Below are 21,537 nucleotides of genomic sequence, written 5' to 3' on the forward strand. Positions count from 1 at the left end.
ATTATTTTTTCTCTTTTTGTTCTTTTTCTTCTGTCTGGGCCGTCATGTCTGGCCACACAGCCCCGCGAAAGAGAGACACAAAATATAACATTTGTTCAGTTTGGGCTCAGAAGGGCTTCAAATGCCTTTTTTACGATACGCAAGAGGGGGTATTGATTTAGATCGTTGTTTATAATGGATTTTATCAAGGGTGTTTCCTCGTGGTAGGGGTGTCCCGTGAAACAGGAGCGCTCAAATCCTACATATTAGGTCACGAATATCACTCTCGGTAGTGTGATTTTACGCATAATGCCTGTTACGGTTAAGACGATTGGGCACACAGGGTGTTTTCCCGGCATTCAGTATGGGGCCCATTATGGATCGTTCTCTCGTTTACGCAGCGCATACCGGCCACGGCGATGGCGCTTCTTCCCAGTCTCCCGCGTCACGTCCCAAGCTGGACCGTATCTTCAACGACCCCGATGGCGTGGTTGAAGACGGCGTGCGCGGCGCGCTTCTTGCTCATCCCGATATCATCGTTGAGACCGCCAACCCGCGTGTCGTCAAGCGCGCCAAGACCACGGGCCGTCGCAAGGTCGGTGTGATCACGGGTGGCGGTTCGGGCCACGAGCCTGCTTTCCTTGGCTATGTCGGCACCGGCCTGCTGGATTCTGTTGCGATCGGCGAGATCTTCTCTTCGCCGACAGCCGTGAGCTTCCTCGACGCCATGAAGGAAGCCGATACGGGCGCAGGCGTTGCCTGCCTCTTTGGCAACTACGCTGGTGACACGATGAATGTCCGCATGGCAGCGCGCGATGCGCAGCAGGCAGGCATCAAGGTCGAGACGGTAGTGGCGACCGATGATGTGGCCTCTGCTCCGGCCAGCGAAGCCGAGCGTCGTCGTGGCGTTGCCGGTGAAATCCTGATGTGGAAAGCCGCCGGTGCCCGCGCTGAAGAAGGCGGATCACTGGATGAGGTGATTGCCGTGGCCCGCAAGGCCATTGCCAATACCCGTTCCATCGGTGTCGGCCTCACGCCCTGCACCATTGTTGCCAATGGTCATCCGAATTTCTCGATCGAACTCGGCACCATGGAAGTCGGCATCGGCCATCATGGCGAGCCCGGCGTCTCGGTTCAGGAGCTTGGCCGCTCGCGCGATATCGCCAAGCTGATGCTCGAGCATATCCTGCCCGACCTGCCCTTCACGAAGGGTGATCGCGTGACGGTGTTGCTCTCGGGGCTTGGCGCAACGCCGATCATCGAACTCTATGTGCTGTATGCCGACGTGGCCGATCTCCTGAAGGAGAAGGGCATCGAAGTGGCGCATCGCTTCGTTGGCAACCTCTTCACCTCGCTCGAGATGAAGGGTGCGACCCTCACCATCATGAAGACCGATGAAGAGCTGGATCGCCTGATGGCTGCGCCCGCCGAATCCATCGGCCTGGTGCGCGTCGGCGCCGGTGCGGCACAGGTTCAGGCTGCTGAAGCGCCGACGGCCAAGGCCGACCCGGTCGAAGCACTGGTCAAAACCGCGACGGGCGAGAAATACGTGCCCAAGAGCGGTGTGCCTGTTGGCGAAACCACAAAGGTCATCCCGGCTCTGGTCGATGCCATCGTCAAGGCACGCGACTGGCTGAGCGAGATCGACGGCAAGATCGGCGATGGCGATCATGGTATCAACATGGCCAAGGGCTTCGCCCGCTGCGGTGAGGCTCTGGGTGCCAACCCGCCGGTCATGGAGAAGGGCCTTGATGCGCTGTCAGACTCCCTGATGGCCGGTATCGGTGGCTCGATGGGCCCGCTTTATGGCCGTTTCTTCGAAGGCATGGCGATCCCGCTGCGCAATGTCGAATTCCTCGACGGCAAGCTTTTCGCCCAGATGCTTGACGGTGCGCTGGCTGGTATCAACAGCCTTGGCAATGCCCGTGTTGGCGACAAGACCCTGGTCGATACGCTGCAGCCTTCGGTTGAGGCCTTCCACAAGGCTCTTGATGACGGCAAGTCGTTCGAGCAGGCCCTGATTGCGATGTCCGAAGCGGCAGAGCGCGGTCGTGACTCCACGATCGATCTGGTGGCCCGTATCGGCCGTGCCAGCCGACTGGGTGAGCGTTCACGCGGGGTGCTCGATGCCGGTGCAACCTCCTGCTGCCTGATCCTGCAGACCATCGCGAAAGAACTTGAGGCCCCGGCGCGCAAGCACAACGCCTGAACTGCCTCAATCCTGAAAGATCAAGACCATGAACAAGATCGTCACCCCTGATCTGGGCGCCCTGCAGAAAGAAGCAGCCAGCGTTGCCCTCCCGGCAAAGATGAATGCCGTTGTTGCCTACGAACCCGGCGATTATCGCTGGGAAGAGGTGGACGTGCCCCGCGCTGGCCCCGATGACATCATCATCGAAGTCGAGGCAGTCGGCATCTGTGCCGGTGATATCAAGTGCTTCCTGGGCGCACCGTCCTTCTGGGGCGACAAGGAGCAGCCGCGCTACGTCAAGCCGCCGATGATCCCGGGCCATGAATTCGTTGGCCGTGCCGTTGAGGTGGGTGAAAACCTGCGCAGCCAGTACAAGATCGGCGATCGCCTGATCAGCGAGCAGATCGTCCCTTGTGATGATTGCCGCTATTGCAAGGGCGGTCAGTACTGGATGTGCGAACGTCACGATCTGTACGGCTTCCAGAACAACACCAATGGCGCCATGGCGAAGTATATGCGCTTCCCCAAGACGTCGCGCACCCATCGTGTTCCCGAGAACATGCCGCTTGATGCAGCCGCTCTGATCGAGCCCTATGCCTGCTCGGTTCACGCCGTCAACCGCGCCAATATCCAGCTGGATGACGTGGTGGTTCTGGCCGGTGCCGGTACGCTGGGTCTGGGCATGGTGGGCGCTGCCCGCCTGAAGAACCCGAGCAAGCTCATCGTGCTCGACACCAAGCAGGACCGTCTGGACCTGGCCAAGAAGTTCGGCGCGGATATCGTCATGAACCCGCTCGAAGAGGATGTTGTCGCCAAGATCAAGGAACTGACCGGCGGCTATGGCTGTGATGTTTACATCGAAGCAACCGGCCATCCTTCCAGCGTCCGTCAGGGCCTGCACATGATCCGCAAGCTCGGCCGCTTTGTTGAGTTCAGCGTGTTCGGCGATGAAGTGACCTGCGACTGGTCGATCATTTCCGACCGCAAGGAACTGGACGTTCTGGGTTCGCATCTTGGACCGTATTGCTATCCCTTCACCATTGCAGCTATCGCCGATGGTCGTCTGCCGGTCGAAGGCGTGGTGACCCACACCCTGCCGCTGGACCAGTGGAAGGAAGGTTTCGACCTGATGAAGAAGGGCGACAAATCCATCAAGACGGTTCTTATTCCGTAAGATCTGTCAGTCTTCTGCTTGGAAAGGCGGCTCCGGAAGGAGCCGCCTTTTTTCGTTCAGAGCGGGGTCGTGTTCGCGATGGCACAGGAACGATGTCAGCAATTCAGATCGCGGCATGGGCGCCAGCACTGCGCTTTGCATGCCTTACGCGCCGCACAAACAGGGAATCACCTGGCGGGCAAAAGAGACGCAGCGACAGGAGGCGCCCGGCGTCATCGCGGGCAGCAGGAAGGGTCGCTTTTCCCAGATTTATGCCATAGGCGCTGTGCATCACGACGCCGTGGCTCATGTGATCTGCATTGGTGGGTATAGCTGAGGCACGAGCGCAGGACGCCTTATGTGGCCATAGTGGCATGGAAGCAGAGTGCCTTGTCGCAGCGCCGATCTGCCGCCAGGCGCTTGAAAATTCCGGGATCGAAACAGACAAAACGTTTCAGGACTTTCCAGCGCTGAAAAAAGCCACAAACCGTCGCGATAGCCCCTGCAACGCCGGAAAACGGGAGGAAATCAGACGCAATGACATGTCATGCCCGTATCGAGCTGAAAATGTTCTGGTTGACCCTGCTGGCTGTTGCTCTCACGACGCCATCCGCGGTTGCGGGCAAGATGCTGACGGGCCTTCCGGCCCTGCGCGAAAAAGGTGTGGCCTTTCACGTGCAGAATACCAACGAGATGCAGGCCATGCTGAACGATCCTGCGCCATCGCATGAAAAAGGCGTCGGGAATGTCGGGATTGTGACTTATGGCAACGATATTGATTGGGAGCGTCTGGCCGGGTTTTCCGGCGTCTCGACCCATATCGTCCTTGCGAGCGGCTATGGTACGCCCACAAGCCGTAAATTCGGTGATCATCTGACCCCAAGCCAGGCAACCTATGGCGGGGTGGGCAATGTCGTGATCCATCTCGTTTCCGCCTATATCGAGCGGTCGATGTTTTATGACCGCCTCAATGCGGCCGTCGGGCGGATGACCTTTCTATCTGATTTCTCTGCCAATCCGCTCTACTGCAATTTCATGAACGCAGCGTTCTGCGGCAACCCAAGGGCGGCAAGCGATAATACGGCTCATGCGGCATTTCCTACTGCGACCTGGGGCGCGCGGTTTCGTGTGCAGATTAGTGAGGCATTGCAACTTCAGTCAGGCGTCTATTTCACGCAGGCCGCATCGCAATATGCGCTGTCGCAGATGCGTAGCGGCTTCAAGTTCAATGGTGCGACAATTGACGGTGAAGCCATTCCTCTCGAACTCGCTTGGGAACCGCATGCGGGCAGAGGGGGCACTCTGCCGGGGCATTACAAGCTGGGCGCTGTTTACGACACGGCGCCGCATAGCAGCCTGTTCGAAGATCATGATGGTGAAGTTCTCGGGCTGACAGGTGCCCCGGCGCGTGTCGTCAATGGCTCCTGGTCGGCCTGGGTACTGGCTGACCAGCAACTGCTTCACTTTGCGGGCCGTGGCCCTGATGCGGGTCTCACGATCCTTGCGAGCGCCTATTGGAATAACCCGCGCACAGCTCTCAGGGCGGCTCAATATTCTGTCGGTTTCATGGTTCGGGGGCTGATGCGGAAGCGCCCTCAGGACATGATTGCGATCAATCTGGCGTACACCCGCATCGCCCATCATGTCACCCGTGCGCAGCGACTCCGGGCGGCGCTGCAGAAACCCGGTGATGGCTCGCCGTTTCCGGTCCAGCGAGAGGCGCTGATTATCGAGGCGCTTTATCAGATCCATCTCATACGCGGCATCACGGTGGCGCCCGACCTGCAATATTACATTCACCCGAACGCGCAGCATGATTTGCGCAATCAGTGGATGCTCGGGGTCAAGACCCAGATCGAATTCATCTGAGCGTCGCCCCGACTTCTCCTCGGGGTGTCGTGCTGCGTGACACAAAAGGCACAGTTCTGGTCCGAGTTAAGAAAGATTTTAAGAATCGTTTGCATCTTCTCGTAACATGACGGTAACACCGCCGGCGAAGACACGCCCGATCTCTTTCAGGTAATGATTCGTCATTTTCCTCTTTTGAAAAAAAAGAGTCAGGATGATGACAAAACATTTCAAAGTTATCGGATGTCGATCTTTCGATTTGAAACCGGAAAAGTGGTGAGATCTATGCCAGAAGATTACGGATGCCGTTCTGAACATCAGCCATCTCATGAAGAAACGGTGTTTTCGTCTCGTGACGTGGCGAAGAAACAGAAACGTCTTCTTCTTCTGGCGCTGACAGCTGGGGTTGGTCTGGGTGGTGTCGAAGAGGCCGATGCCCAGGAAAAGTCTTCGGGAGACGCGAAGACGACCGAAAGCTCGGCGATGCAGCTTCCTGCGGTCAAGGTGCGTGCCGCGACGCCGGTAAACACCATGAACACCAATACGACCACGCTCGATATCGGTCGTATGCCCGCGACCGTGCGTGAAACACCGCAGACGATCAGCGTCGTGCCCAAGCAGCTTATTGAAGAGCAGCGCGTCTTTACCCTTGATCAGGCCCTGTCCAACGTGCCCGGCATCACGATGTCGGCCGGTGAGGGCAATGGCGGGATGAGCGGCGACCAGTTCCGTATTCGTGGCCAGCAGGCGCGTGGCGATATCTACGAAGACGGTCTGCGCGATTTCGGCAATTATGTGCGCGATGTCTACAACACCGAGAGCGTCGAGGTCGTCAAAGGCCCGTCAGGTCAGTATTTCGGTGCAGGCAATGTGGGCGGTGTGATCAACCAGACGCTCAAGAAGGCGCATTTGGGCAAGTCTTTCGGTGCCGATCAGTCTTTCGGTAGTGGCATGCAATATCGCGGCTCGGCCGATGCGAATTACGAGATCAATTCCCGTACCGCGCTGCGCGTGAACGGCATGTACAACCAGCAGATGGTCGCCGACCGCAACAACGTACGCACCGACCGTTATGGCGCCGCCGCCGATCTTGGCGTGGGGCTGGGTACCAAGAATACCTGGCATCTGAATTATCAGTGGCTCGGCAGCCGCGGTCGCCCTGACTATGGCGTGCCCATGATCCAGACCGGCACGACATTCCGCCCGATCACCGAGCGCGGTCTGGCACGCGACACGAATTATTCGCGCAATTTCGATCGCGACCGTGGCAATGTGCATATGGTGACGTCCAAATTCTCGTCGCAAATTGCAAAATGGCTGACCTTGTCAAACGACACGCGCTATTCGCATTACACGCGTAATTTCGCAGCGACGACACCGGCTGCCTGCTCTGGCGCGTGCGCAACCGCGTTTCTGGCTGGTAGAAATCCATCCCTCACTTATGGCGCCGGTGGTGGCATGGCCTATGATCAGGCGGGTTGGGGCGTGCAGAACGTTTTGATGGGCCACTCAAAGTTCAAGACGGCTTTCCTGCGTCATGATGTGCGCGCTGGTGTGGATATCAACTATACCAAGGACGACCGTATCTATGGCACTTACATAAACCGTGTAAACAATCAGCTGATCCGTACGCCGCAATTCGAATATCCAGGCACGCAGGTGACCTTCCCGGCAACGGGTGGACGGACGTCCGATTTCCGCGATCTCGGCCTCTTTTTGGCTGACAAGATCAACCTGACCAAGCAGCTCTCTGTCTATGGTACGGTGCGTTGGGACAGCTATCGCTCGACCTATTGGAGCGCCGCTGCTGCCGCGCAGGGTCTGCAGAAGCAGAGCTCGAACAAGTTCAGCCCGTCTGCCAGCCTCATGTATGATCCGCTGGACAACATGACGTTCTACTTCACCTTCGCCCAGTCCTATAAGCCGGTCGGAACCGACGTCTCGTCTCTGACGGCCAGCTCGACAAGCATCAGCGACGTTGCGACCAACGGCCGCGATCTCAAGCCTCAGCGCAGTGATCTTTACGAGCTAGGTGGCAAGGCCGATTTCCTGAACAAGAAACTGGGTGTCACGGCTGCGATCTTCCAGATCGAGCAGAACAACTCGTTCACCTATGACGATTTTGGTCAGATCATCACCGGTTTCTCCGATGCCGGTTCGGGCCGACGCATTCGTGGTCTTGAAGTAAGTGCGACGGGCAAGATCACCAATGAGTGGGAAATCTTTGCCTCATACTCCTATATGGGTGGCAAGGTGACGCATAGCACCGCCTATCGTGGCAACAAGGCACCGCAGCTGCCCAATAACAGCCTGTCAGTGTGGAGCACCTACAACCTGTCGCGTTTCCTGCTGAAGCCCAGCCAGGGCAAGCTTTCCGCAGGTGGTGGCGTCCAGTATTCCTCGGGCTACTGGTCCAACGAGGCGAATACGGGTCGTATGCCTGACAATGTGTCGCTCAACGCCATGCTGTCTTATGACTACGAGCGTTATCATGTGCAGTTCAATGCGAACAACCTGACCAACCATCTCAACTACGCCTCTGCCTTCTCGTCATCCCGCGCTGTGCCGCTTTCGGGCCGCACCTTCCTCGGGTCGGTCGGGCTGCGCTTCTGAGACACCGGGCGCGGTTCGAAACGCGCCCGGGCATGGCACGGAAGGGGAAAAAGGCTCCCCTTCCGTGCCTTTTCTGTTGTCCCGGCTGTTCTCATGTCTGAAGTCGGGCATCCTAGCCTTATGAGATCTGCGGAGTTCTCTCCCGATGCCGGTGCCTCCCGCAATGCCCGCACTTGATGAACGTCTAAAGGCAGAGCTCTATCTGGCGCAGTGGCATCTCGACCGTGGCGCCGTTCAGGAAGCCTGTCGTCTGTTCACCCAGGCGGCTCAGTCACGGCACCCGACTGCTCTCAACATGCTGGGTCGCGTTTATGAGCGGGGCTGGGGCGTGGCGCGCGACGTCGAACTGGCACGCACCCTGTTCGAGGCGGCCGCAGACGGCGGCGAAGGATGGGCTTTCTATAATCTCGCCGATTTCTATCTGACGGGCGACGGCGTGCCATGCGACAAGGCCTATGCCCACGCCCTCTATGTCGAGGCGGCAAGGCGTGGGGTCAGCAAGGCCTTCAACATGCTGGGCCTGCTGCATGAAGAAGGCTATGGCGGGGTTGCTGCCAACCTCGATTACGCCCGCCATTACTTTGAAGCCGGAAGCGCCTGCGATGACGCCGACGCCACGGCCAATCTTGCCAGAATGCAGCAAACCATCCGCTGATGGGCGATTGACTGACGAGATCAGAGCCGCAACCGGTTTCGTCTAGTTGACGGAAGCTTCCTTGCGTTCACCCATGGCGAAAGCCTTCAGAATGGATTCCGCAAGCAGTTTAGCGGCCTTGGGTGTCAGGCGCAGATGCGCCGTTGGCGCAATGACGATCTCATTGCCATGAGGTCGTTCGGCTGCGAGCGTCACCGTGATAATGCCGCCGACATGACCATAGACGGGGACGTTATCGGCGAAAATGATCGGCGCTGATTCGGCGTTGAGTGATGCTATGCCCTGTGCAATCTGGTGCAGGATCTTGTCTGAATTATTGTCTGCCATTTGCAGAATGCCTCTGGATATTTTGAAAGGTGCAGCCTGATCGAGCCGAAGATGTCACAACGAGGCGAGGCTCACAAGTTTTGCGATTGGTTCACGGATTCCCGGAACTCCCTCCCGCAGCCTTGCTAGTCGTGCATACGTGACCGGTCCGGTGTCCGACAAGACCAAGTTGGAGGAGTATCCATAATGTGAGCATGTCGGACCATTATGGTCCGCTAGGCTGAGTGCCCCGTGCTGCCTAGATTATCAGGCTTGCGCTTGTCGCGACGGGAGAATGGGTATCTCCGGACAGAAGAATGGCCGTCTTTTCTGTCAGAATATTCGCGAGTGTCAGATCGGCGCGCTGCTTGCCACTCGGAGTGCGAATTACGAAGCCCTTGCGAATAGCATAGTATTCGAAGAGCTGGATTCTGTAGCGCTTCATTGTCTCGACTATGGCCGCGCGTAACGCCGACGCGTCTGGCGTATTCTCGCATTCGATGATCAGGACCGGAAGGGCGCGTTCGGGCAAGGAGGGGGGAACCACCATGCAAAGAGCGCCTGCCAGAGACTGACTGAGCGAAAGGGCGATGTCGTTTGTATAATAGACATTGCCGTCATAGCTGAATTTCTCGCTCATACGACCGACATGAAACAGTTCCTGCTTGTAGAGAAAGCCGAAATCCTGTGTTCGCAGATAGCGCCTGTTCTCAATCGTTATAAAGCTGCGCGCGTTGTGGAGCGGGTTGTTCAGATAGCCGATGCTGACACTGGGGCTGTCTATCCAGATTTCGCCGATGCAGCCTTCGGGCAGGGAGGCGTGTGTTTCGGGGTCGACGATATGAACGTGCTGGTCTTCATGGGTGGTTCCGCAGCTTGCGAGGGTCGTCGTGTCCTGAGATGAGCCCGCTGTCGCGGGCAGGGCTTTGCCCTGGGTGAGGGCAAGGCGGTCGAATGTCCAGAGCTTCACTCCTGCTCCTTTCACCCCTGACGTCACGAGAAGGGCATTTTCGGCAAGGCCGTAGCAGGAATAGAAAGCCTCTTTTTTGAAGCCGTGACTTTTGAAAGTGTTGAAAAAAGCGTCCAGCGTCTCGGGGTTGATGCTCTCCGACCCGTTGAACGCTATTTTCCAGCGGGAAAAATCCCAGCCTGGTGCGATATCCCCCGGTGAAAGACGCGAAGCATAGCGATAGGCAAAATCGGGGCCACCGGAGATGGTTGCGCCGTAGCGATGGATCGCCTCGAGCCAGCGCGAGGGCTTTTCGATGAATTTGTCAGGGGCCATGAAATAGAAGGGATTACCGGCAGCGAGGGCCGGAAGAACGGCACCGACAAGGCCCATGTCATGAGTGAAAGGCAACCAGCTGAGGCCGGTATCATCATCCTGATATTGAAACGAAATCAGCTGCGCATGAATGTTGTGGCAGATATTCCGATGCGACAGGCAGACCCCTTTGGGCTCTTCTGTCGAACCAGATGTATATTGCACCAGGGCAAGCTGTTCCGAGGTAGAGGCGACGGGTTTGATCTCGCGTGACGATTTGAGCGCACTCTCCAGCGGAATCCATTTGACGGGGCGGGTCGTATCGCCATCTGCATGGAAGAGATGGAGCGTTTCCTTTTTGCCGAGCACCGCTTGCGCCTGGCTGTCTTCCAGAATGTAGATGAAGCGCTCGCGTGCGCCGATTGCGCTCGGATAGACCCCCGAGACGGGCACATGACCTGCATAGAGGCAGGCAAAAAAGCCGATGATATATTCCAGCCCGTTTTCGAACAGCAGAATGACGCGCGATCCGGCGGGCAGGGTGCGTGCGAGATGGGCGGCGGCGCGTGACGCCTGGCGATGCAAGGCTTCGGCACTCAGGCTGCTTGTGACGCTTTCCCCATCACCGAGAAAAAGGAAGATCGGATTGTCGCCTTTGGTCAGGCGTCTGAAATGCAGCAGGTCGATAAGACTGCGCTCTTTCCAGGCCTGCACGCCGACCAGCGCCTGTTCTTCTTCATACATTTGGCAAGACCTGTGATGTGATGGCTTGGGAAGGAACTTCAGCCTTCAGGAGAAGAGCCGGGCTGCAACTCCTGATGCAGGGCATTGCAATAAGAGATGACATGCTCGGCCGTAATCAGACGCGTGCATTCGAAATGGCGCGACGTGTTGGCATGGCGCGGACAGAAAAGCATGTTCCCGTGCTCGAATGGCGTGCGTACATCGTGCCAGCAGCTATTGCAGACATGGGGATTGAAGACGCGATAGGGTGTCTCGAACTCATTCGAAGGATGAGTGAACCCGCTGATCAGAACCACAGGGGTGCGCGCAGCCCAGGCAAGCCAGGAAAGACCGCTCGACAGACCAATGAAGAAAGCCGCATGGCGTAGCCAGTGTGCGCGTTCTGAAAGCGGCCGATCGCCCGTTTCGTCGCGTGTCCCGTGCGGAATGAAATTCCAGTGGTTGCGATGGCCTGCGACGGGGCTCTTGTCGATGCATACCACGTCATAACCGAGCGTATTCAGGTGTTTGATGACGCTCGACCAGCCGTAAGGATTGTTCCAGTACTTGCACTGGCTCGATGCCTGCGTGGCGATGACGACATAGGGGCCTTCGATCGGACGCTTCTCTTCCGGCCATGAGACCATGCGTGGCGGGACTTCTGTGGCGTCGACGTCGAGAATGCAGGCCGCTGTGCGGTGTAGCCCGACGAGACGGAAATCTGACGGCTGCCAGTCATGGGATTCGTCTTGGAAAAACAGGCCGATATGATAGGTCGCATAAGAAAGATGCTTGATCTCTTCATATTCGGCGAAAGTGCAGCATCTGACGCCGGGATACTGGCCTGCAAAGAGCTTGCAGGCATCAGGATTCATGGCGACCGTCAGGTGGCATTGATGCTTCTTCTGGAATTTGACGGCGTAGGAAAACCAGCCGATCGCATCGCCTAGCGTTCCCCCAGGGAGGAGAATGGCGACATTGCGGTCCCGGCAATCATAATCGTGTATGAAATGCACGGTATCGGTATCGAGAGAGCGTACCTCAAGGCGCGTGCGGATATAGTATTTCTTGGCACCCAGAACCGTGCAGGCGCCCGTCTCCGAAGCATATAGGCAAACATTGCGGTCGAGATCGGTCAGGCTGACGTGCCAGCGTCCTTCCGGCAGGGTGATGCGGGCCCCGTAATTGAAATCATAGCCTATGCCGAAATCCCCGCTCTGCGTTGCAAAAAGCGAGGGAGCCGGAAAGGCTCCTGTATCAGCCGTCGTGGCAACGGATGAAGCGGAAGGGGACGAAACGGCTGTTTGCGGAGTGGTGTCGTCGCCCGATGCGGCACTCGCCCCGGCAGGAGGGGGGCGATTGTCGGTATTGCCCGTACCCGAAAAATTCAGGATTGAGTCGATGATGGAGTTGATATCGCTCATTCTAGACGCCGCCCGGCCCGTCGCTGATCAACTGTCGGATGATTTGCTCGACATGGCTCGGGGAGATCAGCTTGGTGCATTCAAAGTCTCGCTCTGTCTCTGCGTGACGGGGGCACCACATGTAGTTCGTTCGCTCGAATTCGAGCGTTACATCGTTTGAGCAGCCATTGCAGACATTGCGATTGATCACCCGATAGGGGGTCGCAAATTCATTATAGGGCTCCGTAAATCCGCTTATCAGCACAACCGGGCATTCTGCGGCCCAGGCAAGCCATGACAGGCCGCTCGACAAGCCAATGAAGAACGAGGCATGGCGCAGCCATCGGGCGCGCTCGCTAAGCGGTATCTGACCGGTCATATCCTCTACGCCATGAGGGATATGATGCCAGATTGTGCCGCTGCCCGAAACGCGGTCGCGGTCGATGCAGATCACGCGATACCCCTGTTCCTTGAGAAAAGGGATGATCGTCTGCCAGCCTGAAGGGTTGTTCCAGTATTTGTTATGCCCTGTCGCCTGGGTGGCGATGCAGACATATTTATCTTCGATCGGTCTTCCACCTTCAGCAATTCTGATCGCGGGGCGTCGGTCTTGTGGCGAAAGGCCAAGAATATAGGCACCTGACACACCAAGACCGACCTGCCTGTAATCGGTCGGCTGAAAGTCGCGATTGATGTCGTTGAAGAAGATCAGTACCTTGTAACGTGCGTAATAACTGCGCTCCAGAAGGGCAGGGTCGTCGCTGACCGTCACCCTGTCATTCCCGGTCTGGAAAAGCTCTGCAAGACCCGGTCGTACAACGCAGGTGGTCTGGCAGCCGTGCAGCGCGGCAAAGGCCTCGACATGACCCATCCAGGCAATATGGTCGCCTACACCGCCCAGATGCATGTCGATGAGCACCTCCTGGTCACGCAGGGTCATGACATGGTCAAGTATGACCCGGTCGCCGCTTTTGACGCGAAGCGAAAAGGGAACAAAATACTTCTTGGTGCTGGCGATGAAGCCGCCCTTGCTCTCTGCTGAAAACAGAACGCTCTGGGTAAGCAGATCCTTGATTTCCAGATGCCACGTCCCATCGGGGAGGCTGACGCGGCAGCCATCCTGAAAATCAAACCTGATCCCTTCGGGGCCGATCTGGCTCGGCGTGCTGTCCATGGGTTCGTGCTCTTCGTGACTATACCTGGCGGGTCAGGCAGCAGATCGCGCAAGTATATCGCCATAGACCTGCGCTACGGCCTGAAGGGTGCCATTAACAGAATATTGCTTTGCTGTCTTCTCTGCCGCGTCGAGCATTCTGTCAACGTGCGGTGCACCGTGAGACATGTCGAAAAGTAGCGTTGCAATACAATCGACAATTTCTTCGCATTGTTCAGGCGAAAACCAGTGGCCGTTGAACGGCGTGGCGTAATCCTTGCCCCCTGTTCCCTGCAGGCCCACGACCGCACAGCGCGATGCCATGGCTTCCAGTGGTGTCAGGGGAGAGGCTTCCTGGCGTGACAGGGCCAGAAATACGGGCGCTATTCCCATGGCTTCGGCAACCTCGCGCTGCGGTCTGTCTTCCAGCGCGATCCAGGGCACATCTTTCGTATGGGGATATTTAAGGTGGAGCATCGTCGCAATCAGGTTCGCGAGGGCTGAATTCCCTTTTTCCGCAGGCCATTTGCCAGGGTTGGTTGCAATGCAGAGTTGCTTGGTGCGTGGATAAAACAGATTGGTGTCAACCGAGTTCGGAATGACATGGATGTTGTCCAGGCCCAGAACCGAAGAGAGAGAGCGCGCTGTTTCGGGACCTGGGACGATGAAATGCTCGAACCCCATCTCCTTCAGATCGCTTCCGTTCAGCCTGAAGCTGTAGAGGTAGAACTGGTTTTGGCAGAACATCACCTTGGTGCCCGGGAGCGGCGTGCGTGCCAGATCGAGCATGAAGTCTTTCAGTGTTTCGGGAAAGACGATGAGACTCCCTTCCTCGGCTTCAAAATGATCGCAGACCGTGACACGGTTTGAAATGTCCAGCCAATCCGGCTTGCCGGCTGGCTGAAAGACCGAAACGTCATGCCCCAGTTTCGCTAATATCCCCGCATGTTGGTACGTGACCTTGATCCCGCCCGAGATGGCTTTGGGATCGTAGGGGTTGAGAAACACAATTCGGCTCATGATGCGTTGGTCCGCCAAGGGGAATGTCCTGATCTGCTATCATGGCTTCAATAGTCTCTCGGATCAACTATACACGCGCAAAGCTCGCTATATTTTTGTACCCATGAGGGGTCGAGGAGATTTATTCAATATATAAATGTAAAGCTTGCCATTTTCTTATCTAGTATTTGATGGGCGCTTTCTTTGGTGCGCTGGATATATCCTGCATCGTGAGATTCCTTCCCCTGCGGGTTATTGACGTTTACTTAATGAAAACGTCAATAACCCGCAGGGGAAGGCGTTTGCGTTGAAAACGTCAGCGAAACCAAATGATCGACCGTCTTCGGATGAGGGAAAGATCAAGTTTTTGTCCGGAAAAATATCGATATATTTAATGTGTTACATTGGGAGGGGGAGATAATCATGGGTGATCGTTGCTGTATGACGATCTATACCGAAAACGTGATCCGCCTTCGTCAATGAGTGGTCATTGTATTGTGTGGCGTGATATGCGAGGAGTGTTAGCTAATAGATAACAGGAGTCGACGATGTGGCGGCTTCATATGAAGATTCGGCTGATTGCGCGATAAATCATGTAACGATTCTGCTGGGACTCTTGGTAGAAAAGTAATCGTGCCGGTCCGGTAATTTGGGGGTGATAAATGGCAATCAATTCATCGGGCTCGGCGAGCGGTGCAACGATCGTCAGCAGTGGCGGTAAATACTCGATTCTGAGTGGTGCAACGCTTGTTGTACAAGGCGCGGGAACGTCCATAACGGGCGCGCTCGTCTCTGGGTTTGGTAACGGCCCTAACAACTCGGGCTCCATTCCGGGACAGTCAGGCGGCACGAACTACCCTGCGCTGCTCATCGCTTCCGGTGGCGGTGTGGCTTCTGGCGCAACGGTGGGCTTCGGTGGCGTTGTGATGGGGGCCGATGGCGGTATCGTGTCGGGCGGTTCGGCATTTAACAGTGGTTCCTTTGTTGCGGCCAATAACGGGTTTGTTAATGGCGTGACAGTTGGATCCAACGGTGGTGTGCTCGCCTCAATGATGCCCGGTTACGGTGGTAATGCCGGAATCGTTAGTAACGTTCATGTAGAGGCTGGTGGTTATGGGCTCGCTGGTGGTGGTTTTACCATCAAGGGCCGGGTATTCGCAGGGTCGGGGGTTATTTCCGCCAGCCAATTCGATGTTGGCTCGACTGAAATGATTGTTTCGGCAGGTACAGATGTCGGCAGCCTTATTGGCGGTACGCAGATTGTAAGTTCGGCCGGCCTGTCCATGCGGTCGATCTTCAGCGCAGGAACGCAGATTATTATGTCGGGGGGCGTGGCGAGTGGGGCCACGGCTTCGGCGGGTGGCTTGATTTCAGTCAGTGGCGGTGTGGCCTCTGCTGTTGTGCTTGGGTCGGGTGGCAGCCTACAGGCAACGGCGGGCGCCCGGGTCAACGGGCTGCAAATTCAGGCGGCAGCAGCAGCCTCTGCGGATTCAGCTGCGGTATTGAGTAGTGTTGTCATTTCAGGTGGTGGGACGCTGACGCTCAACTCAGGGGCGACGCTCATCAATGCCGTCGTCTCTGGGATTACATCCAGTGGTGGCGCTGGTGGTCTTCTCGTACTTCATTCCGGAGCTGTGCTCAGCGGCGTGACGTCCATGGGCTTCAAAAGCCGGCTTGATATCGATAGTATTCAGTATGTTTCCGGTGCGAAGACATCCTATAATGGCACAACACTGACGATCAGTGATGCGTCGGGAAATGTTATCTGGTCTGGGTCTATTGCTGGTATTCCCACTGGCGCGACGAGTAGTGACTTCCATGTCGAGCGTGATTCAACCGATGGAAGCATGATCATAGTTTACGACAAATGCTTCCTGCGCGGGACGATGATTCGCATGGAGCATGGTGAGTGTGCTGTTGAGGATATCCAGGTCGGTGACAATGTCGTTGCCTGCGTGGACGGTGCGGACGTGCTGCGTCAGGTTATCTGGGTCGGTCGTCGTACGGCAACAGTACGGTCTGCGCACCATGATGATGAGGCTGGCTTCCCTGTACGTATCCTTCAGGGCGCACTTGGAGACAACGTTCCATACAAAGACCTTCTCGTAACTCCCGAACACGCGTTGTTTCTTGATGGAGCGTTTGTACCTGCGCGTATGCTGGTCAATGGGCGAAGCATTTTCTTTGACCGCACCATGACGCAATTCGACTACTATCATATCGAGACAGATGAACATTCTGTTCTCTGGTCGGATGGAGCGCTGAGCGAAAGCTATCTGGATACCGGAGATCGAACCGCGTTTTCCCAGGGCGGTCCGGTTGTTCGTCTGATGAACGCGCCTGCCAAGACATGGGCGGACCATGCGGCAGCCCCTCTGCGGGTGGAGCGCAGTTTTGTCGAGCCCCTGTTCGCAGCACTTTTGGAGAGAGCGACGACGCTCGGGCTTGGGGCCGAAATGTCTCCGCAGGTCGTGACAGAGGATGCCGATCTTCATCTGATTGATGATAGCGGCAGGGAAATCCGTCCGCTGCGGACCATCGGACAAGCGTTTATTTTCATGATCCCGACCGGGGTGAGGAGTCTTTTTCTTGCTTCCCGTTCTGCGCGCCCCACGGATATCATAGGGCCGTATCATGATGACCGTCGTCAACTCGGGGTGTTGGTAGGTGAGATTCAGGTCTGGGAAGCAGGTCAGACGCGCCAGATTGATGCGCATCTGACTTCCTCCACACTCGCCGGGTGGTCGAATTGCGAAGAGGGTCGCTTCCGCTGGACGACCGGTCGTGCTGAACTCCCCCTGCACGACATGACGCCCGATGCTATCGCCATGCTCTCGGTCGAGGTGCTGGCTGGTGGCCCTTACGAGGTGGAAGCCTCGGGTGACGAGAGAGCCCTCGACGTCGGGTGAGGCTCTCGCAGGCGCGCGTGCAGCTCCTGGATGCCTTGGCTTCCAGGGCGCTGCCGCGTGTTCTTCAGCACAAGTGTCGGTATCCGGTTGTATAAAACGGAATTTCTGAAATCTATTTTCAATGAATGAATATAGATTCCTGAATGCATGCATTCTGCAAAAAAAAAATCAAGGTCATGTTTGGCGTGCATGTTCGCGGGAGCGAATGCTGCAGCACAAAAATACTGGATTAATAACAGGTTAAAGGATCTTGCAATGAATGTTTCTATTAACAAAACAATTCAGGGGTATCATCTATAGAAATTATCTATACAAGTGGAGATTGATACTAAAACTTCTATGTGTCAGTAAAAATCGCATTAACCAATTATAAGCGAGTATAGTCTGCATTCTGAGGTTCGAGTGCTGTGTTCAGGCGTGATGGGGCATACCATGCTTCATTGCTAGCTCCGCGGTGCCTCGGTGCGTGCTCGTATATCCTTGCGGGAGCTGGCATATGGGTATTACTTCTGACGGTATGAGCGGTGCAGCGTCTATCAAAAAGACGGGCCCCAATAGCTACAATATCCTGAGTGGCGCCACGCTGATTACCACAGGTCTGGATTCAACAACCATTGGCAGCTACATCGCGGGCCTTGGCGCAGGCGGGACGAATAATCCTGCCATGCTTATCGCCTCTGGTGCCGCCGTGGCGTCCGGAGCGACGGCGGTCTCCGGTGGTGTTGTGTTGGCAGGTGGTAACGGCTCGGCAGTTGGCGGCACAGCCTTCAATAGCGGCGGGTTTGCGGCCATCAATGATGGTGTTGTCAGTGGTGTGACGGTCGGCGCTCTCGGTGGGGTCCTGGCGAGCAAGATGCCCAGCTATGGCGGGGGCCCGGGTATTGTCATGGATGCCCATGTCCAGACCGGTGGTTATGGCGTCGCGGGTGGCGGGTTTACGCTCAAAGGGCAGACCTTTGCTGGTGCCGGCGTGATTTCCGGTAGCAAGTTCGATGTGGGGTCGACCGAAATTCTGGCGAGCGCCGGAACGGACCATGGCAGTCTTATCGGTGGTCTGCAGATTGTAAGCTCGGGCGGTACGGCGTTGAGCACCATCTTCAGTGCAGGAACGCAGCTGCTCGGCGCGGGGGCTCAGGCGATCAGCTGTGTGGTCTCCTCGGGCGGTCTTACGGAGATTGCGAGCGCAGCTGTCACCTCCCGTCTGACTGTTGGTGCTGGTGGCAGCGCCCATGCACAGGCAGGAGGCAAGATCAATCTGGCGAGTATCGCAGCCAATGGTCATATCTCCCTTGATGCGCAGGCTTACGCCAGTGGTGTGACGGTTGAGCGCGGCGGCACTCTGACCGTCAATTCCGGCGCAACCCTGACGGGTGTCATGATTTCAGGCATCAAGGAGGGAAGCGAGGGGGCTGGCGGTCTGCTCGTCGTGCAGTCGGGCGCAGTGCTGGATGGGGTGCGTATCGGTTGGAAGGGGCGTATCGACGTCGATACGCTTGGATGGACCGAAGGGCAGCGTATCGTCTACAGCAGCACCCAGATCAGCATCGTCGATGCTTATAACCGGGTTCTCTGGACGGCGCCGGTCAGAGGGACGGAAGCCATGTCGACCGCTGATTATCATCTTGAAAAAGATCCAGTCGATGGCAGCACGGTCATCGTCTATGACAAGTGCTTCCTGAAAGGCACCATGATCCGTACGGATCTGGGGGAGATCGCAGTTGAGGCACTCAAGGTTGGTGACCGGGTTGCAGCTTATGTCAATGGCGATGAGGTTTTCCGCGAGATCATCTGGCTCGGTCATCGCACCACCATCGTGCGCACCTGGCTTGATGATGACGAGGCCGGTTATCCTGTTCGCATTCTGCGCAACGCACTGGGCGAGAATATTCCGCACAAGGATCTCCTGGTTACGCCAGAGCACGCCATGTTCCTGAACGGTGCATTCGTGCCGGCCCGCATGCTCGTGAATGGACGGAGCATTTTCTATGACCGGACAATCACGCATTTCGATTACTACCATATCGAAACAAATGAGCATTCGGTTCTCTGGTCTGATGGCGCGTTGAGCGAAAGCTATCTCGATACGGGTGATCGCAAGCGTTTTGCCCAGGCTAATTCCGTTGTGCATATCCTGAATGCGGCTGATCGGACCTGGGAGAGCGATGGTGCAGCGCCTCTCTGCGTCGAGCGTCGTTTCGTCGAGCCGCTGCATGCGTCTCTTGCGCACCGCGCCGCCGCGCTTGGGCTGGGTGAAGTGAAACACGAACCTGCGATTACAGAAGATCCTGACCTGCATCTCGTTGACGACCGGGGTCGTATCATGCGCAAGATGCGTACAGTTAATCGCTCCAGCGTGTTCATGCTGCCGCCGGATGCAAGGCGTGTCCGTATTGTTTCACGTGTTTCGCGTCCTGCTGATGTTATCGGGCCGTTCCATGATGATCGCCGTCATCTCGGTGTTCTCGTGGGTGACATCCAGATCTGGGAGTCCGACAAGACCCGTCATATTGGGGCTCATCTGACTGATGACACACTCGAGGGTTGGGCCAATATCGAGGAAGGGCGTCAGCGCTGGACAACGGGTGCTGCGGTTCTCGACCTGAGTGACCGCCAGTCGGACGCGGTTTGCATTCTCGCCATCGAAATTCTCGCTGGCGGGCCGTATCTGGCAGAGTCTTCGACGACGCTGCTGGGAGCCCAGGCGGGGTAGGGTTGGGGCTTCATTCTCGACCCGTGTTTTGTGGGTAAACAGGGCGGCTGTCATGGCCGCCCCATTTTCGTTTGGGGATTGATCTGAATGTTTCACGTTATGGCGTTGCGTCACGCACGACAGAACCCGCAATCCCTGGCCTTTGACAGTCTCTCGCAGGATTGGACCTTTGTTCAACTCGACCGCGACGTTACAGCGGTGGCGGCTGCACTGAGCAAGCTGCGTGAGGCAAAGCCGAAACTTGTCGGTATCCACTGCGGTAATCTCTACTGGCATTGGGTCTTTATTCTGTCGCTTGCATCGCTGGGTCTGGCGAGCGCATCCCTTCCCGAAAGCTCGAATCCTTCGTTCCTGCGTGATGTTCAACTGCTCGGCCCTGATGTCGTTCTGTCCTTGGGTGGATTGTCGCTTCAGGATCTCCAGGTGCTGGAGGTCAACGAGGCCTGGTTGAGCCGTGTGCGTGAAACGGAGCCGCAGCCGATTGATGTCGTCATCGATTGCGACGCGATCTGCCGTTATGCCATCGCGGCAGGTACGGATGCCGAGCGTCGCCCTCTGGCAATGACTTATCGTCAGGCTGAGATGGCGATCATGCATATGATTTTTCAGGAGCAGATCATGGGCGGGGTTACCACCGAGACGCCCCATGTTCTTTCGACGATCGGTGTCATTTCACTCACCGGATTTATCGTCGGGTGCAGCGCCCTGTGCGGTGGCTCACCGCTGAATTTTGTCAGTCATACCGATATCGGCATTCTGATTGCCCGCAGGATCCCGACAGTGGCTGTCGTTACGCCCGGTCATCTGGCCCATATCATCGAGGTGCTTCCGCCGGGCATGCAGCCGCTCGATACGCTGAAGCTGATCGTGACAGGTGGCAAGCTGAGCCGTACGCTTCGAGACAAGACGCTCGCGAAGCTGACCCGCCGCGTCACAGCGGCCTATGGTACGGACGAGGCCGGAGCCATTGCCCTTGGCGATGCCGCGACTTTCGAAGACGACCAGACTGTTGGAACGGCTCTGCCCTGGGTCACCCTGCAGATTGTAGACGCTCAGGGGAAGAAGCTGGCCGCAGGCGAAGAAGGCGTGGTGCGTATCAGAAGCACCGGTCTGCTCGACGGCTACGCCGATGTCCAGGAGAAGCAGTCCCGTCATTTTGCGGAGGGATGGTTCTATCCGGGCGATCGCGGCCTGCTTGATGCCGGGCAACGCCTGCATATCACGGGGCGCGTTGATGATCTTGTCTCACTGGGTGGAGAAAAATTCGATCTCGGTGTCGTTGATGATATTGCGCGCAATATGCTCGGACAACGCGAGCTTGGCAGTTTCCTCTCGCTTGATGAAGCAGGCCGGGAGAGGCTGAATATCGCGCTCGCATCAGACAAGGGGTTCAATGCCGATCATCTGGCTCAGGCGCTTCGGGCTTTTTATCCCACCTTGCCCCCGGTCTGTGTCATGACGGTTGATCATATCCCCTGGTCGCTGGATGGTCGCGTCGACCGCGAGAGGCTCTCCAGAGCATTCCAACGCTCGGAAACCAGTGCTCACTGAAGTCGAAAAAGGGTAGGCAAGAAATTGTCACGCGTATTATGCGGATTATTTCTATAGTCTTCCCAGATGCTGATTATAAT

14 protein-coding genes are annotated in these 21,537 nt (G+C 56.8%); 8 read left to right on the top strand and 6 right to left on the bottom strand.

Translation table 11 applies throughout. From position 1 onward, the window contains the following. The first annotated feature begins 355 nt into the window (after positions 1-355). Together dhaL and AAID99_RS00700 are read left to right on the top strand one after the other, a co-directional pair. The gene (gene dhaL, locus AAID99_RS00695) at positions 356-2,188 is read left to right on the top strand and encodes a dihydroxyacetone kinase subunit DhaL (protein ID WP_498492749.1); all 1,833 of its coding nucleotides are present in this window, start codon (positions 356-358) and stop codon (positions 2,186-2,188) included. Positions 2,189-2,216: 28 nt separating this feature from the next. Further along, complete coding sequence (locus tag AAID99_RS00700) at positions 2,217-3,344, top strand: MDR/zinc-dependent alcohol dehydrogenase-like family protein (protein WP_188424654.1); 1,128 nt, start codon at positions 2,217-2,219, stop codon at positions 3,342-3,344. Between the two features lie 103 nt (positions 3,345-3,447). On the opposite strand, the gene AAID99_RS00705 is transcribed toward AAID99_RS00700, so the two are convergent. Further along, complete coding sequence (locus tag AAID99_RS00705) at positions 3,448-3,633, bottom strand: hypothetical protein (RefSeq protein ID WP_498492751.1); 186 nt, start codon at positions 3,631-3,633, stop codon at positions 3,448-3,450. Between the two features lie 227 nt (positions 3,634-3,860). Here AAID99_RS00705 and AAID99_RS00710 point away from each other — a divergent pair, with 227 nt between their 5' ends. The 3 genes from AAID99_RS00710 to AAID99_RS00720 all read left to right on the top strand — a co-directional run bounded on the left by AAID99_RS00710 (position 3,861) and on the right by AAID99_RS00720 (position 8,439). Next, the gene (locus AAID99_RS00710; protein WP_498492753.1) at positions 3,861-5,192 is read left to right on the top strand and encodes a carbohydrate porin; all 1,332 of its coding nucleotides are present in this window, start codon (positions 3,861-3,863) and stop codon (positions 5,190-5,192) included. 318 nt (positions 5,193-5,510) lie between these two features. Next, positions 5,511-7,784, top strand: coding sequence for a TonB-dependent receptor (locus AAID99_RS00715; RefSeq protein WP_498492755.1), 2,274 nt, complete (start codon positions 5,511-5,513; stop codon positions 7,782-7,784). 145 nt (positions 7,785-7,929) lie between these two features. Then, positions 7,930-8,439, top strand: coding sequence for a tetratricopeptide repeat protein (locus AAID99_RS00720; RefSeq protein WP_498492757.1), 510 nt, complete (start codon positions 7,930-7,932; stop codon positions 8,437-8,439). 42 nt (positions 8,440-8,481) lie between these two features. On the opposite strand, the gene AAID99_RS00725 is transcribed toward AAID99_RS00720, so the two are convergent. The 5 genes from AAID99_RS00725 to AAID99_RS00745 form a co-directional block, all read right to left on the bottom strand. Next, positions 8,482-8,766, bottom strand: coding sequence for a hypothetical protein (locus AAID99_RS00725; RefSeq protein WP_025823789.1), 285 nt, complete (start codon positions 8,764-8,766; stop codon positions 8,482-8,484). A gap of 238 nt (positions 8,767-9,004) precedes the next feature. After that, complete coding sequence (locus AAID99_RS00730) at positions 9,005-10,753, bottom strand: AMP-binding protein (protein ID WP_498492759.1); 1,749 nt, start codon at positions 10,751-10,753, stop codon at positions 9,005-9,007. 38 nt (positions 10,754-10,791) lie between these two features. After that, entirely contained in the window at positions 10,792-12,156 is a 1,365-nt protein-coding gene (locus AAID99_RS00735) for an autotransporter strand-loop-strand O-heptosyltransferase (RefSeq protein ID WP_498492761.1), read from the bottom strand. 1 nt (position 12,157) lies between these two features. Then, entirely contained in the window at positions 12,158-13,309 is a 1,152-nt protein-coding gene (locus AAID99_RS00740) for an autotransporter strand-loop-strand O-heptosyltransferase (RefSeq protein ID WP_498492763.1), read from the bottom strand. Between the two features lie 33 nt (positions 13,310-13,342). After that, positions 13,343-14,308 (bottom strand): glycosyltransferase family 4 protein, encoded by a 966-nt coding sequence (locus AAID99_RS00745; RefSeq protein ID WP_498492765.1) that lies wholly within the window; start codon positions 14,306-14,308, stop codon positions 13,343-13,345. A gap of 641 nt (positions 14,309-14,949) precedes the next feature. Between AAID99_RS00745 and AAID99_RS00750 the strand changes: the two genes are divergently transcribed. From AAID99_RS00750 to AAID99_RS00760, 3 genes are all read left to right on the top strand, one after another. Continuing rightward, on the top strand, positions 14,950-17,196 hold the full coding sequence (locus tag AAID99_RS00750; protein ID WP_498492767.1) for a Hint domain-containing protein: 2,247 nt from the start codon (positions 14,950-14,952) through the stop codon (positions 17,194-17,196). Between the two features lie 496 nt (positions 17,197-17,692). Beyond that, positions 17,693-19,906, top strand: a complete 2,214-nt coding sequence (locus tag AAID99_RS00755; RefSeq protein ID WP_498492769.1) for a Hint domain-containing protein — start codon at positions 17,693-17,695, stop codon at positions 19,904-19,906. Between the two features lie 87 nt (positions 19,907-19,993). After that, positions 19,994-21,457, top strand: a complete 1,464-nt coding sequence (locus AAID99_RS00760; protein ID WP_498492771.1) for an AMP-binding protein — start codon at positions 19,994-19,996, stop codon at positions 21,455-21,457. Positions 21,458-21,537 lie beyond the last annotated feature (80 nt).

This window comes from Asaia sp. Ae19-3 (assembly GCF_059801175.1).